This window comes from Thalassospira sp. (assembly GCF_030690045.1).
Taxonomy (GTDB): domain Bacteria; phylum Pseudomonadota; class Alphaproteobacteria; order Rhodospirillales; family Thalassospiraceae; genus Thalassospira.
The window spans coordinates 18,759-32,647 of the sequence record NZ_JAUYHK010000002.1 but is presented as its reverse complement, the minus strand read 5'-3'; the positions used below and the strand labels follow the sequence as shown (position 1 = coordinate 32,647).

Below are 13,889 nucleotides of genomic sequence, written 5' to 3'. Positions count from 1 at the left end.
GCAGATTTGAACGATAATTACAGCCCAAAACCGGAGCAGAAAGAGATTACGATATGCAGGTTTTGATCGTTGGTGGACTGGGCGGGCAAATAGGCGCAGCCAGCAAGATCGCGATGGCACGGGGTGCATCGGTACAATTGGCCGAAAGCATCACCACCGCGTTAAACATCCTGCGCGCAGGCAAGGGTATTGATCTTGTCATGGCCGATATCACGCTCGATGTCGGGGCATTGATCGTGGCGATTGCCCGCGAACGCATCAATGTACCGGTCGTCGCCTGTGGCGTTGGCAATGACATCAATGGTGCGGTCAATGCGATCAAGGCCGGGGCGCAGGAATATATCCCCCTACCGCCCGAACCCGATCTGATTGCCGCGATTTTCGAGGCCGTAACCGAAGAAAGCCACGCCCTGATCCATCGCGACCCGCGCATGGCCGAAACCCTGCGTCTGGCCGAACAGGTCGCCAAAAGCGATGCCAGTATCCTGATCACGGGCGAAAGCGGCACCGGCAAGGAAATCATCAGCCGGTTTGTTCACCGCAAATCGCGCCGCGCCGACAAACCCTTTGTCGCGGTCAATTGCGCCGCCATTCCCGACAATCTTCTGGAATCCGAACTGTTTGGTCATGAAAAGGGTGCCTTTACCGGTGCCGCGGCCCGACGGATCGGCAAATTTGAAGAAGCCGGCGGTGGCACCTTGTTGCTTGATGAAATCAGCGAAATGGATGTCCGCCTGCAAGCCAAATTGCTGCGCGTCATTCAGGAAAAGGAAGTTGACCGTCTGGGCGGCAGCAAACCGGTCAAAATTGATGTGCGCATTCTGGCAACCTCCAACCGCAATCTTGAAGACGAAGTGCGCGCAGGCAATTTCCGCGACGATTTGTATTTCCGTCTGAATGTCGTCAATCTCGATATTCCATCCTTGCGCGAACGCCCCGGCGATATTCCGGTTCTGGCCGAATTTTTTATCCGCAAATATTCCGAAGCCAATGATGTGCCGGTGCGCCCGCTCAGCCCGCTGGCAGTCGAACGTTTGCTCAGCCATTACTGGCGTGGCAATGTCCGCGAACTGGAAAATACCATGCACCGGGCGGTGCTGGTGGCAGGCCCCGGCGAAATTGGCCCCGAAGCCATTATGCTATCGGGCAGCAGCAACGAAACACCCCGCCCGCCAATGGCCGCGGCACCTGCTCCGGAACCGGCTCCTGAAGATATCGCCCATACCCATCCGGGCATCGCCGCACAGGCCTATAACCCGATGGCGGGCCGGGCCTCGATGGCCTATGCCAGTGCGGCCAGCGGAACACCGGCATCCTATTCCCGCCCGGCGCCCCCGATACCGGCATCGATACCCGATGAAGAATCACCCCGGCCAACGGCCCCGGCAACACCTGAAAATGAGGCCGGCAGCGGCACCACCGGGCTGGTCGGGCGCACTGTGGCCGATGTGGAACGCGATCTGATCATCGATACCCTGAAACACTGTTTTGGCAACCGTACCCATGCGGCCAATATTCTGGGCATTTCGATCCGCACCCTGCGTAACAAGTTGCGGCAATATACCGACGAAGGAATGGCGGTTCCGCCCCCCGGCGACAATCAGATGTGATACGTATACCCGGAACACAAACGACGATTTAAAGACAGGTAAAGCAGCATCCTATGGCCGACGGTCGTGACATAGCCCCGACAGGGACAGCAAAGACCGAAAATACCGGTGTCTTTACCATGGCCAATGCCAAATCGCGGGTAAGTTCCGCGATGCGCCGTGGCGATATCGCGATGGCACTGGGCTTTATCATGATCCTTGTGGTCATGATGTTCCCGATGCCGCCGTGGTTGCTCGATATGTTTCTGGCCCTGTCGATCAGTTTTTCCGTCCTGATCCTGATGACGGCGCTGTTTATTCAAAAACCGCTGGAATTCAATTCCTTTCCAACCATCCTTCTGGTGGCAACATCGTTGCGTCTGGCGCTGAACATCGCGACAACGCGCCTGATTCTGGGCCACGGCCACGAAGGAACCGATGCTGCCGGGGCGGTAATTCAGGCTTTTGGCGGTTTTCTGATCAGTGGCAATTTCGTCATCGGGATCATTGTGTTTGCCATTCTGGTGATCATCAATTTTGTCGTCATCACCAAGGGTTCGGGCCGTATCGCCGAAGTCGCCGCCCGCTTTACCCTTGATGCCATGCCCGGCAAACAGATGGCGATTGACGCCGACCTGTCGGCGGGCCTCGTCAACGAAGAACAGGCCAAGGCACGGCGCAAGGAACTGGAAGACGAAAGTTCGTTTTTCGGGTCGATGGATGGTGCGTCCAAATTTGTACGCGGCGATGCGGTTGCCGGTATTCTGATCACCTTTATCAATGTGATTGGCGGCATCATCATCGGCACCGCCCAGATGGGCCTGTCTTTGGCCGAGGCCGCAGAAACCTATACCATCCTGACGGTCGGTGACGGTCTGGTCTCGCAAATTCCCGCCCTGATCGTTTCGACTGCGGCGGGTTTGCTGGTGACCAAGGGCGGCCTTGACGGCGCCACCGAAAAAGCCGTTTTCGGACAAATCAGCGGCTATCCCGCCGCCTTGGGTATTGCGGCCGTCCTGATGGGCGGCATGGCGCTGTTGCCGGGCATTCCGATGATCTGGTTTGTGTTGCTGTCCGCCCTTTTCGGATTTCTGGCCTGGAAAATCGGCAAGACGCAGCAAAAAGCCAAAGACGTGATTACCGACAAGGCTGCCAGCGACATCGCCGCCGAAAATGCCATTCCCGTCCCCGATGAACCAATTGCCAATGCGCTGCGCATGGATTATGTGCGGCTTGAACTGGGATATGGGTTGCTGTCGCTGATTTCGACCGAACGCGGCCAGAAACTCACCGATCAGATCAAGGCCCTGCGCCGCCAACTGGCATCGGACATGGGGTTTGTCATGCCCAGTGTCCGCATTCAGGACAATATGCAATTGCCCGCCAACACCTATGTCGTGCGGGTCAAGGAAATCGAGGCCGGGCGCGGCGATTTGCGGCCCAATATGTTGCTGGTGATGGACCCGCGCGGCGAGGAAATCACGCTGGCCGGTGAAAAAACCATCGAACCTACCTTTAATCTTCCGGCGATGTGGATCGAACAATCGATGAAAGAAGAAGCCATGTTCCGGGGCTTCACCGTTGTCGATCCGCAAACCGTGATCACCACCCATCTGACCGAGGTGATCAAGGACCATATGCCGGAATTGCTGTCCTATGCCGAAACCCAGAAATTGCTTGATGAACTGGACGACGAACAGAAAAAACTGGTCGAAGACATAATCCCCGGCCAGATTTCGGTGGGTGGGGTTCAGCGGGTTCTGCAAAATCTTCTGGTCGAACGGATTTCGATCCGCGATTTGCCGACCATCCTTGAAGGCATTGCCGAGGCCACCGCCTTTACCCGCAATTCCACCTTCATGACCGAACATGTGCGATCCCGCCTTGCCAGACAGCTTTCGGATGTCAACACCAACGCCGCAGGCGTCATTCCGCTGGTCACCCTGTCGCCGGAATGGGAACAGATTTTTGCCGAAAGCCTTGTCGGCACCGGCGAGGAAAAACAGCTTTCGATGCCGCCCAGCAAGTTGCAGGAATTCATCAACAAGGTCCGCACCACGTTCGAGCGCCTGGGCATGATGGGTGAAAGCCCGGTTTTGCTGACCAGTCCGGGCATCCGTCCCTATGTGCGGTCCATCGTCGAACGGTTCCGGCCCTCGACGGTCGTGATGTCGCAAAATGAAATTCACCCCAAGGCACAACTGAAAACCATGGGGCAGATTTGATGACCGGCGGGAGGATTTGTTTTGCATCTTAAAACCTTTACCGCCGCCACGATGACCGAGGCGATGTCGCTGGTCAAAGAGCATATGGGTCCCGATGCCATCATCGTTTCAACCCAGGACATCCCCGGATCGGGCGTGCGCCTGACCGCCGCCCTTGACCGCGACCCTGAACATGATTTTACCAGCGATCTGGCAACATCGGCACCATTGCGCGCCGATTTTCTGGAATATGCGACCAACGCCCTGATCCGCCATAACCTGCCCGAACGGTTGCGTTTGCGGTTATGCGACCTGATGGGGCGGGAAAAAAAGGCAACCAGTGCACAACAATTGCTGGCGACCGCCCTGGACGAGATTTTCGATTTTGCGCCCCTGCCGGAAAAAAACACGCCCCGCGCCCTGGCCTTTGTCGGCATTCCCGGTTGTGGCAAAACCCTGACCGTGGCCCGTGCCGCCGCCCGTGCCGTGATGAAAAAACGCAAGGTCGCAGTCCTGACCACCGATTGCAAACGCGCAGGCGGCATTGCGCAACTCGAAGCCTTTACCAAAATCCTGAAAATCAATCTGGGTGTGATCAAATCGCCCGCCGATTTTCTGCCCCGGATCGAGGCGGTCCGCGATGCCGACATCGTGCTTGTCGATACCGCCAGCAGCAATCCTTTTGTCGCCTCTGAAATGGCCCTGCTCAAAAGCTATCTTGCCGCGGCCCCGTGTGAACCGGTTCTGGTCTGTGCGGCGGGGGGCGATGCCGATGAAACCGCCGATATCGCATCGGCCTTCGCCGATTGCGGTTCTTCGCGCATGGTCCTGACCCGTCTTGATGTCGCCTCCCGTCTGGGCGGGGTATTATTTGGCGCGGATTCAGCAAATCTTTCCCTTTGTAATGTCACTATGACATCACAGGTCGCCGACGGCCTTACCGCAATCAGCCCCGTTGCCCTGGCAAAATTGCTGATCCCTGCATCGCGGACCGCATCGGCGAAACCGAGCTTCTCTGAGGTCGTGAAATGATAACCAAGAGCGATACCGCCAAAAAGCCTGCACCGCGCCGCAAGGGCGACAATATTATTGCCATCGCATCGGGCAAGGGCGGGGTAGGCAAAACATGGTTTTCCATCACCCTGACCCATGCGCTGGCGATGCAGGGTTTCAAACCGTTGCTGTTTGATGGCGATCTGGGTCTGGCCAATATTGATATTCAACTGGGCCTGATGCCCAAACACGATCTGGGCGGGGTAATTTCCGGGCGCATTGCATTAAAAGACGCCATTACCCGCTATCCCGAGGGCGATTTCGATATTGTCGCCGGGCGCAGCGGATCGGGCAGCCTTGCCAATTTGCAGGTCTCACGCCTTCAGGCGCTGGGGGATGATCTGATGCAAACCGGCAAATCCTATGACCGGGTTCTGGTCGATCTGGGGGCCGGGGTGGATCAGGGCGTGCGGCAAATGACGGCGATGGCCAATACCGTGATCGTGATTACCAATGGCGATCCGACATCCCTGACCGATGCCTATGCCTTTATCAAGATTACCCATATGGAACGACCCAAAACCGACATTCGGGTCGTCGTCAATATGGCAAAGGACAAAAAGGAAGGCGAGGCGATTTACACCAAATTGCTGAAAGCCTGCGAGGGGTTCCTGAAAATCTCGCCGCCCTTGCTGGGCGTTGTGCGCCAGGACCCCAAGGTTTCGGAATGTATCCGCAACCAGACCCCGCTTCTGACCCGTCATCCCAATTCAACGGCGGCGCAGGATATTGAAAAAATCGCGCTCAAGCTGATCGAAAGCTGAGGATATCATGACAACCGGCGCTGTTCCTCCCGCTCCTCCTGCCACGGGTAGTGGCGCGGTTGGCACGGGTGCGGGCAGTGCTGCCCCATCCGGCACGGCCATTGGCGGCACGGCGCAAAATGTGCCCGCCGCCGTTGCCAAATTGCCGGTCGATGCCCTGTTGCAGGCAACAATCCAAAGCAAATCCGGCACAGAAATTCAGCTTCAGACCGCCCTTGGCCCGATCACGGTCAAATTGCCCGCCCCCTTGCCGTCAAACCTTGGCGATCTGTTATGGATGCGTGTCCTGACCCAGCCCGGCCGTAATGACGCCGCCAATCTGATGCGGTTTCAGTTTTTGCCGCAAAGCATCACCACCCCGCCCGGTGGCGGTGGTACGACCCCGTCATTATCCAGCCCCCTGATCCCCGGCCAGACCTTTAACGCCATCACCACCACCGCCCTGTCCCTTCCCGGTGGCAACAGCCTGCCCGCCGGAAGCAATCTGCAAGTGATGTTTATCGGGGCAGGCACCGCCAATCCGGCACAGGCCGCCAATCTTTTGGCGGTGGCATCCGGTGGCACCGGCCTTGCGATCGGGGGCAATATGGCCGGGGTTTCACCGATGATGCCCGGCGGTGCACCGGTTGCCGGGGGCGGCCCGGTTTCCGTTCCCGGCATGGCATCGGGGCCTGTACCTGTACCGGGCGGCATCCCCGCCGCAGGCGTCATATCGACACCCGGCGCGGGAATCGCACCCGGAAGTGGCACCGCACCGGCCCCCCTGATCCTGACCGGCACGATCCTGCCTGCCAACAGCCCCGAGGCCCGCCTGCTCCCCGATGGTTTTACCGCCCTGCGGACTTCCGCCGGGGTGGTCGGGGTCAAACTGCCGGTTCCGGCCCCGGCGGGGGCGACGGTTTCCTTTGCGGTCGATGGCAGTATCGCGGCCAATGCCGCCCGGTCCCTTGCCATGTCGGTGATGACCGAGGCCGATCTGATGGCACGCGGCGAAACCGCGCAACTCAGCCGCCAGTGGGGCAGTCTGCAAAATGCACTGACAACACTGGCGCAAGGCGACCCACAGGCCGCCGCCCTGTTGCAAAACAATATTCCTGCCGCAGGCCCGCGTTTGACGGCAACGATGGTGTTTTTCCTGTCTGCCCTGACCGGATCGGGCGGCAGTTTGCGCGGCTGGGTGGGCGACCGGCCGATTGGCGCCCTGGAAACCCGCGATGCCGGTCTGGCGAAAAAGCTGGAAGGCGATTTTGCCACCCTGCGCAATATCGCCACCGAAGAACGGTCAGATGGCTGGCGCATTGCGCCAATGCCCTTTCAGATGGGCGATAAAATCGAACAGATCCGGCTGGCCTGGCGGCAGGGGCAGGAAGATGAAGACACCGACAATCCGTCTGATGATCCCGGTACGCGGTTTTTGCTGGATCTGTCTTTCAGCCATATCGGCCACACCCAGCTTGACGGGTTGATGAAGGCGCGGATACAGCATTTTGATTTGATTGTGCGCACCGAAAACCGTCTGGCCGAAGCATATCGGAACGATATCCGAACGATTTTTCAGGATGCCCTGACGATTACCGGCATGGCAGGCGGGCTGCTTTTTCAGGATGGCAGCCGCTTTGTCATCCTGCCCGAAACCCCGTCGCCCGACGATCATGGCGGGCGCGGGATCGAGGCCTGATTGTTTTAACGACGATAAACGGAACACCGCCATGCTGGAAATTTTTCAAAGACGCAATCTGTTACTGACCGAGGGAAACCCCGGATCAGGCCTTGATTATGTCGTGACGTTGCAAGGCACCCTCAAGGGCAGTTCAGTCGTCTTTCCGGCCCGCCTCACCTTGCGCTATGTGCCGGACCGGTTGATCCTGCGGCCCGATTGCCTTGGGGCCTATTTCGCGGAAATCGAAACCATCGCGTTCGACAATTTTGAAACCGCCGCCGTCATGCTGATGGAAGATTTCAACAATGAACTGGTGCCGCGCTGGATCAATCTGCGGATCGACAAACAAACCGCCGATAACAAAAGCGTTGCCCACCACGAAGCCGCCCTTGAAGACCGGCAACCCAAATGGAACAATCCCCGCCTGCTCGAACGCCTCGAACGCTATTGATTACGCGGGGTCCAGCAACAACAAACCATCCTCATCGGCAAAAACCCGGTCATCGGGGGTGCACAGGATATTGGCAAGGGTGACGGGAATATTGACCGTGCCTTCGCCCCGGCGGCTGGATTTGCGCGGCAGGGTGCCCAGCGCCATCACCCCGATATCAAGGCCGGCCAATGCCACCCGGTCCCGGACACAGCCATAAATCACCACCCCTTCCCAGCCGTTTCGCTGCGCATCCCCGGCAATCATATCACCCAGAACGGCACAACGGGTCGATCCCCCGGCATCCACCATCATCACCTTGCCGCGCCCGTCGGTTCCGGCCAGTTCCTTGATTCTGGAATTGTCCTCGAAACATTTGACGGTGACGGCAAGGCCGGAAAATTTCTTGCGCCCGCCAAAATGCTGAAACACCGGCAATGCCACACGCGCAGCATCCAGATAATCATCATAAAGATCGCAAGTGGTGAAATCGGCGGAAACCGGATGGTTCATGATCGTGCCCCTGATTAAATTGGATACAAAAGTATGCAATTATACCATCCCCAAGGCAACTGCACATCCCTTCTGTCAGGCGGCTGCAATCACTTCGATTTCCACAAGCCACTCTGCCGAAAGGGTTTGGGCGACAATGGTGGTCACCGGCACCGCCCGGCCATCAAGTGCCGCTACACGGGCATCCTGATTTTGCTGCACAAAATCCGCATCGCGCAAATAACTTGTGACACGAATGATATGCTCCATCCCCATCCCCGCCTCCGCAAGGATCCGGCGGATATTCCCCCATATCAGATCAAGCTGTTCTGCCAGATTCCGGCCCGGCGTCCCATCTTCGCGCAATCCCATCGTGCCGCTGACGAATAAAAACCGGCTTGGAAGCTCAACCTCCATTGCGTGGATATAATCATCTGTTGCGCGGTAAATGCCGGAATTTGGGTTGCGAATATGTGTCATCATCATAACTCTCCTGTTTTGCAAAAATCAGGATATGCCTTATATTTTTCTGTGAAATCGAAAAAAGGCAGAATGGAAAAGTTATGAAGCCTGTTCAGCAAAAAGAAATGCGCAGCCTGTCCCTGGACCCGTTTGACCGAAAAATATTAGGGGCATTGGTAAAAGACGCGACCATCACCTATACCGAGTTGGGAAGACTCGTCAGCCTGTCGGCACCGGCTGTCCATGAACGGGTGAAACGCCTGCGCAAATCCGGCGTGATCCAAGGCACATCGGCACGGCTTGACGGCCCCGCCATCGGCAAATCCTTCATTGCCTTTGTTCATGTCGATACCGAAGGCTGGGGCAAAAGCCAGCGCATGATGAAAATCGCAGACTTTCCTGAAATTGAGGAAATCCACTCGGTGGCCGGTGATACCTGCCTGATTCTCAAGGTCAGGACCGAACATGCCCGGGCATTGGAGGCCCTGCTGTCGCAAATTTATATTCTTCCCGGGGTGATAGGCACCCGCAGCTATGTCGTGCTGTCCACCTATCTTGAACGCCCGGTTCAGGCCGATATCACACAGGACTGGCCGGAAATTCCGATGCCCGAATAACTACCGGAACGGCGCCCCATGCACCCAGCAGGTCAGGGAAAACCGCGTGCCCTGTGTGGTCGGCGCCACCCGGTGCAAAACGAAACTGGGAAACAGAATGGCGGTGCCGCGTGTCATCGGCGCATCAATAATATGCCCGGACGGGTTCAGTTGCAGCAACCCGCCGTCATAATCCGCCGGGTCCGATAACTGGACCACCAGTGTCAGTTTGCGACGCCGGGCCACGTCGCTGGCCCCGGTGTCGCTGTGCCAGTCATAATGGCCGCGTTGATCCCCTTCATACCGGGCGATTTGTGCATTTTCGGCAAAATCGGTCAGGTTGAAATCAAAACAGCTGCGATTGGCCTCGGCGACCAGATCAATGATCCGGCGCATCACGACGGGTTCCTGCTCCTCGTTAAACCAGGCGATCTGGCTGCGGCGGATATGGCTGGCCGATTGTCCCTGCACCAGCCCGCCATCATCAAGCTGATCGGCAAAACCATCAATCAGACGATCACAGCTTGCCGCATCAAACGCGCCGGGAACCACAAGAAACATTTCTTCGGGGAACATTGCCGACATCCTTCTGCCGCCCTATCGCCCACAGGCGACGATCCCCCGATTTAGCGACTATTTCGCCCACTGACCAGTGGCTAGATCAATCACGCCCAAGATTGATCACCCGCCCGCCTGCCGCCCTTGCATCATCCGGGTCATGGGTCACCATCAAAACCGGCAATGATTTTTCCAGCGCCCGGTCAAAGACAAATTGCCGGATTTGCCCGCGCCGTTCGACATCCAGTTTTGAAAACGGTTCATCCAGCAACAAGACAGACGGTTCGGACAACAAGACCCGCATCAACGCCACCCGTGCGCGTTGCCCGCCCGACAGGGTTGCCGGGTCTCGCCCGGCAAATCCGCCAAGGCCCGCAGTTTCAAGGGCCGCCTCGATCCGCGCCATCCGGGCGGCCCGCCCGCGCACCGATGGCGGCAGGGCAAAGGCCAGATTGCCTGCCACCGATAAATGCGGAAACAGCAAATCATCCTGAAACAATATGCCGACATGGCGGTCTTGCGGCGGTAACGGGTTCAGACACATTCCGTTTAAAAACACCTGCCCGCTAACATCAAACCCCACCGGCAACAGGCCGCAAATATACGCAAGCAGGCTGGATTTCCCCGATCCGCTGGGCCCCATCAGGGTCACAACCTCGCCCGGTGCAATGGCAAGCGACAGATCCACCAGAACCCGCCCGTCAAGACGCAGGCAGACATGATCCAGTCGCAATCCGGTGGCAGCGGCGGTGGCGGTGGCGGTGGTTTCAGTCATATCGGTCCCATGTCCTATTTTCCTGCCGCCATCCCGCGCCGGTGGCGAAACAGCACGGCAGGCACAATCATCGCCAGAACAAATCCGCAAAACGGCAAAATCATTTGCAACAGGCCATAAATGCCAATCATGCGCCGGTCGCCGCCTGCGGCAAGGGCTACCGCCTCGGTCGTGATCGTGGCAAACCGCCCCGCCCCGATCAGCAATGTCGGCAAATATTGCCCGATACTGACGGCAAAACCGATGGCAAGCGCCACCAGAACCGCCCGTAACAACAACGGCAGACGCACCTGCCAAAACACCCTGTTCGCCCCGGCCCCCAGACACAGGGCCGTTTGCCCGTATCGCCGGTCCAGGGCGCGAAACGGATCGGCCAGCGCCAGAAACACATAAGGCAACACAAAAACCAGATGCCCAATCACCACCGAAATCAGGGTCCGATCCAGCCCGATATAGGTAAAAAACACCTGCATCCCGAACATGAAACTGACCTGCGGCACCAAAAGCGGCACATAAATCAACGCCATCCCCCGGCGACCGGGCCGCCCGGCACCACGTTCTTCCTGTTCCAGACAGGCCAGCACCAGAACAATCGCCATCCCCACGGCCAGCGCCCCAATCAGGGCGGTCTGGCCCAGTGTGATCATCAACCCGTCAAATTGCCGCTGCCACAGGCGCAGGCTCCAGTGTTCGGGCAACAGATCGGGAAAGCGCCAATATCCGGCAAAACTCCAGACCATCAACCCGGCCAGCCCGAAAAAAACCGCCGCCGCACTGATCATGGCAATCGCGGCGGCAACCCCGCGCACCGCCCCGTCGCGCCGCCCGCGCCGCCCGGCCTGTGTCAGGATACAGCCCATATGCGCCACCACACGTTCGCCCGCCACCCAGACCAGCATCGCCGCCAGCACCAACAGCAATTGCGCCATCGCCCCGGCAGACGCCACAAACCGCATGGATAAATCCGGGTCCGACAGCCATTGCACAATCCGCACCGCCAGGGGCGGCGGCGTGGTCGGGGCCAGGATCAACGCCACATCGACCACCGATGTCGAATAGGCCAGAACCGCCAGAACCGGCAGGCGGATTTGCGGATAAATGTGCGGCAACACCGTTTTGATCCAGCCACTGACCCGCCCATATCCCAGCGTCAGCGCCACCTGTTGCGTGCGCTGCGCATCGGCCTGCGGCAGGGCGGCCAGTGTCATCAACAGCAAAAACGGAATTTCCTTGACCACCAGCCCGGCAATCAGCGCCAATCCCCAACCATCCTGCACCGTCAGAATATCGGGCGGACGATCCCACCCGCCGATATTGGCAAAGATACGCGCAATCCAGCCCGACGGCGCAATCAGAAACGCCAGCCCGAATGCCGCCGCCGCATGCGGAACCGACAGGATCGGCGACAACACACGCTGCATCAGGGCAAAGGACCGCGTGCCTTGCCATGCCGCACAAAACAGCACCACCGCCCCAAAGGAAATCAGGGTCGCCGCCAGCCCGTTGACAAACGACAACCGCATCGATTGCCCCAAACCGGGCATCGCGGCCAGATCCCGCCACGGATCAATGCGGAAATGATCCCCGCCCAGAACCGGCAAATAGCCAAAGGCCGGCAACACTGTGCCGATCAACCCGGCAATGACCGGCCCCAGCATCACCGCAACGGTCAGGATGGGCGCTAGGCGCAACAGGCCGGGCCGTTTTCGGATTTGCGCAATATCCGGCACAAAAGGCACCCCTTCTTATGGGGCCACGCCATACCGGCTTTGCCAGCCGGTTTCCACCAACTCCATCCAGCTTGGATGGGGTTCGGGCAATGCCTTGCCCAGTTCTTGCGGGGTCAGAGTGGCAATGCCAAGATCAAGCGCCTCAAACTGTGCGCGCACATCGTCCGGAATTTTGGCAAGGTCCAGCACGGTGGAACTGCCCAGAATATCCGGGTCCTGTTTCATCACCTGGGCTTCGGGTGACATCAGGAAATCGGCCAGCACCATCGCCCCGGCCTTGGCCGAGGCATTATAGGGAATGGCAACAAAATTGGTATTGCCCAGCGTGCCGCCCGTAAACACAAAACTACGCACCGTATCGGGCAATTCAAAATTGGCAATCGAACTGGATGCCTCGCCGGGGCTAAAGGAAAAGGCGATATCAATCGCCCCGTCATTCATCAGGGCACGCATATTGGCGGCATTTTGCGGATAAGCCTTGCCCCCCTGCCACAACAAGGGCTGCAAATCTTCCAGATACCCCCATAACGGGGCCAGCACCGCATCGGCATCGGTTTGATCGGCGGGCTGTTGCAATACCGACGCATCCGCCACCACCTCCACCAGAATCTGTTTCAAAAAACTTGATCCCATAAAATCGGGCGGCTGCGGATAGGTGAACCGCCCCGGATGCTTCACCAGCCATTCCAGCAAGGCCTGTGCGCTATCGGGGGTGTCGGTGACGCGCGCGCTGTCGTAATAAAAACTGAATTGCGCCATGCCCCACGGGGCCTCAAGACCATCGGTCGGAATGGTGAAATCGTTGCGAACGGTCGGTTTACCCTCGACATCGACATAGGCGAAATTGGGGGTCTGTTCCACCCACGGGCCAAATAACAGGCCATTGCGCTTCATCGCCGCAAAATTTTCGCCGTTAATCCAGATCAGGTCAACCGCCGCCCCATCATCAATCCCGGCGGCTTTTTCCGATACCACCTTGCTGACGGCATCGGCGGTATCGGTCAGTTTGACATGCACAACACTGACATCATACCGGTCGCTAACCTGCTTTCCGGCCCAGGCGATATAATCATTGATGCGTTGTTCGCCGCCCCAGGCATGCCAATAAACCGTCTGGCCGCGTGCCTGTTCCAGAACGGCGTCCCAATTGCCAATATCGGGGGCCGGATCGGCAAGGGCCGGTGCCGGGGAAACCGCCGTTGCCCCCAATGCCGTTGCCATCCACAAACCCGCCCATAATTTCCGCATATCGCCTGTCCCTGTTGCAAATGTCATATTCAAATTCTGTCTGCTGTCGCTAACAATCTGATTTTACAGATGGTCGGGCCGCATGACAGTTGTCGGTCCCCGGCATCAAAACGTCAATTCACGCTTGCGTTAATCCGGCGCGATCCACATCCCATTCCGGCTTTCATGATCACGCAGGATTTGCTGCCCTGTCCTTTTTGATTCTGGTCGGGGTTGTGCTGTTGCTTGATGGTGTGGAAATCCATGCGGCCATAAAATTTGCCGCCTTTTGCCGTCTCGGACAGCAATGCGCCAGAAGTTCTTGAGGCGGCCAAACATCCGTTCGATG

13 protein-coding genes are annotated in these 13,889 nt (G+C 58.2%); 7 read left to right on the top strand and 6 right to left on the bottom strand.

The features are described 5' to 3' along the window. Positions 1-53 precede the first annotated feature (53 nt). From Q8O73_RS00855 to Q8O73_RS00830, 6 genes are read left to right on the top strand one after another with little or no spacing between them, the layout of a single operon-like run. Positions 54-1,610 (top strand): sigma-54 dependent transcriptional regulator, encoded by a 1,557-nt coding sequence (locus Q8O73_RS00855; protein WP_305553481.1) that lies wholly within the window; start codon positions 54-56, stop codon positions 1,608-1,610. Positions 1,611-1,663: 53 nt separating this feature from the next. Next, the gene (gene flhA / locus Q8O73_RS00850; RefSeq protein ID WP_305553478.1) at positions 1,664-3,814 is read left to right on the top strand and encodes a flagellar biosynthesis protein FlhA; all 2,151 of its coding nucleotides are present in this window, start codon (positions 1,664-1,666) and stop codon (positions 3,812-3,814) included. 21 nt (positions 3,815-3,835) lie between these two features. Further along, positions 3,836-4,825: a GTP-binding protein gene (locus tag Q8O73_RS00845; protein ID WP_305553475.1), complete on the top strand. Its 990-nt coding sequence runs from the start codon at positions 3,836-3,838 to the stop codon at positions 4,823-4,825. Next, entirely contained in the window at positions 4,822-5,610 is a 789-nt protein-coding gene (locus tag Q8O73_RS00840) for a MinD/ParA family protein (protein WP_305553472.1), read from the top strand. The genes Q8O73_RS00845 and Q8O73_RS00840 overlap by 4 nt, the downstream gene beginning before the upstream one ends. Before the next feature lie 7 nt (positions 5,611-5,617). Further along, positions 5,618-7,288, top strand: a complete 1,671-nt coding sequence (locus Q8O73_RS00835) for a hypothetical protein (protein ID WP_305553470.1) — start codon at positions 5,618-5,620, stop codon at positions 7,286-7,288. 31 nt (positions 7,289-7,319) lie between these two features. After that, positions 7,320-7,721 (top strand): hypothetical protein, encoded by a 402-nt coding sequence (locus Q8O73_RS00830; protein WP_305553467.1) that lies wholly within the window; start codon positions 7,320-7,322, stop codon positions 7,719-7,721. On the opposite strand, the gene rraA is transcribed toward Q8O73_RS00830, so the two are convergent. Beyond that, positions 7,722-8,213: a ribonuclease E activity regulator RraA gene (gene rraA / locus Q8O73_RS00825; RefSeq protein ID WP_305553465.1), complete on the bottom strand. Its 492-nt coding sequence runs from the start codon at positions 8,211-8,213 to the stop codon at positions 7,722-7,724. It lies immediately after the preceding gene. A gap of 75 nt (positions 8,214-8,288) precedes the next feature. Then, on the bottom strand, positions 8,289-8,678 hold the full coding sequence (locus Q8O73_RS00820) for a RidA family protein (protein ID WP_305553462.1): 390 nt from the start codon (positions 8,676-8,678) through the stop codon (positions 8,289-8,291). Between the two features lie 101 nt (positions 8,679-8,779). Between Q8O73_RS00820 and Q8O73_RS00815 the strand changes: the two genes are divergently transcribed. Then, complete coding sequence (locus Q8O73_RS00815; protein WP_305553459.1) at positions 8,780-9,271, top strand: Lrp/AsnC family transcriptional regulator; 492 nt, start codon at positions 8,780-8,782, stop codon at positions 9,269-9,271. Here the strand turns inward: Q8O73_RS00815 and Q8O73_RS00810 are convergent, their stop codons facing one another. The 4 genes from Q8O73_RS00810 to Q8O73_RS00795 form a co-directional block, all read right to left on the bottom strand. Next, positions 9,272-9,826 (bottom strand): 2OG-Fe(II) oxygenase, encoded by a 555-nt coding sequence (locus Q8O73_RS00810; RefSeq protein WP_305553456.1) that lies wholly within the window; start codon positions 9,824-9,826, stop codon positions 9,272-9,274. An 85-nt stretch (positions 9,827-9,911) separates the two neighbouring features. Then, on the bottom strand, positions 9,912-10,583 hold the full coding sequence (locus tag Q8O73_RS00805) for an ATP-binding cassette domain-containing protein (protein WP_305553454.1): 672 nt from the start codon (positions 10,581-10,583) through the stop codon (positions 9,912-9,914). A gap of 14 nt (positions 10,584-10,597) precedes the next feature. Then, positions 10,598-12,313, bottom strand: coding sequence for an ABC transporter permease (locus tag Q8O73_RS00800; RefSeq protein WP_305553451.1), 1,716 nt, complete (start codon positions 12,311-12,313; stop codon positions 10,598-10,600). A gap of 15 nt (positions 12,314-12,328) precedes the next feature. Beyond that, positions 12,329-13,588, bottom strand: a complete 1,260-nt coding sequence (locus tag Q8O73_RS00795) for an ABC transporter substrate-binding protein (RefSeq protein WP_305553448.1) — start codon at positions 13,586-13,588, stop codon at positions 12,329-12,331. Positions 13,589-13,889: the final 301 nt, after the last annotated feature.

Coding starts and splice junctions, on each gene's coding strand:
- Q8O73_RS00815 (WP_305553459.1), top strand. CDS start 8,780: ATGCGCAGCCTGTCCCTGGACCCGTTTGACCGAAAAATATTAGGGGCA.
- Q8O73_RS00840 (WP_305553472.1), top strand. CDS start 4,822: ATGATAACCAAGAGCGATACCGCCAAAAAGCCTGCACCGCGCCGCAAG.
- Q8O73_RS00855 (WP_305553481.1), top strand. CDS start 54: ATGCAGGTTTTGATCGTTGGTGGACTGGGCGGGCAAATAGGCGCAGCC.
- Q8O73_RS00810 (WP_305553456.1), bottom strand. CDS start 9,826: ATGTTCCCCGAAGAAATGTTTCTTGTGGTTCCCGGCGCGTTTGATGCG.
- Q8O73_RS00820 (WP_305553462.1), bottom strand. CDS start 8,678: ATGATGATGACACATATTCGCAACCCAAATTCCGGCATTTACCGCGCA.
- Q8O73_RS00830 (WP_305553467.1), top strand. CDS start 7,320: ATGCTGGAAATTTTTCAAAGACGCAATCTGTTACTGACCGAGGGAAAC.
- Q8O73_RS00795 (WP_305553448.1), bottom strand. CDS start 13,588: ATGACATTTGCAACAGGGACAGGCGATATGCGGAAATTATGGGCGGGT.
- flhA (WP_305553478.1), top strand. CDS start 1,664: ATGGCCGACGGTCGTGACATAGCCCCGACAGGGACAGCAAAGACCGAA.
- Q8O73_RS00835 (WP_305553470.1), top strand. CDS start 5,618: ATGACAACCGGCGCTGTTCCTCCCGCTCCTCCTGCCACGGGTAGTGGC.
- rraA (WP_305553465.1), bottom strand. CDS start 8,213: ATGAACCATCCGGTTTCCGCCGATTTCACCACTTGCGATCTTTATGAT.
- Q8O73_RS00805 (WP_305553454.1), bottom strand. CDS start 10,583: ATGACTGAAACCACCGCCACCGCCACCGCCGCTGCCACCGGATTGCGA.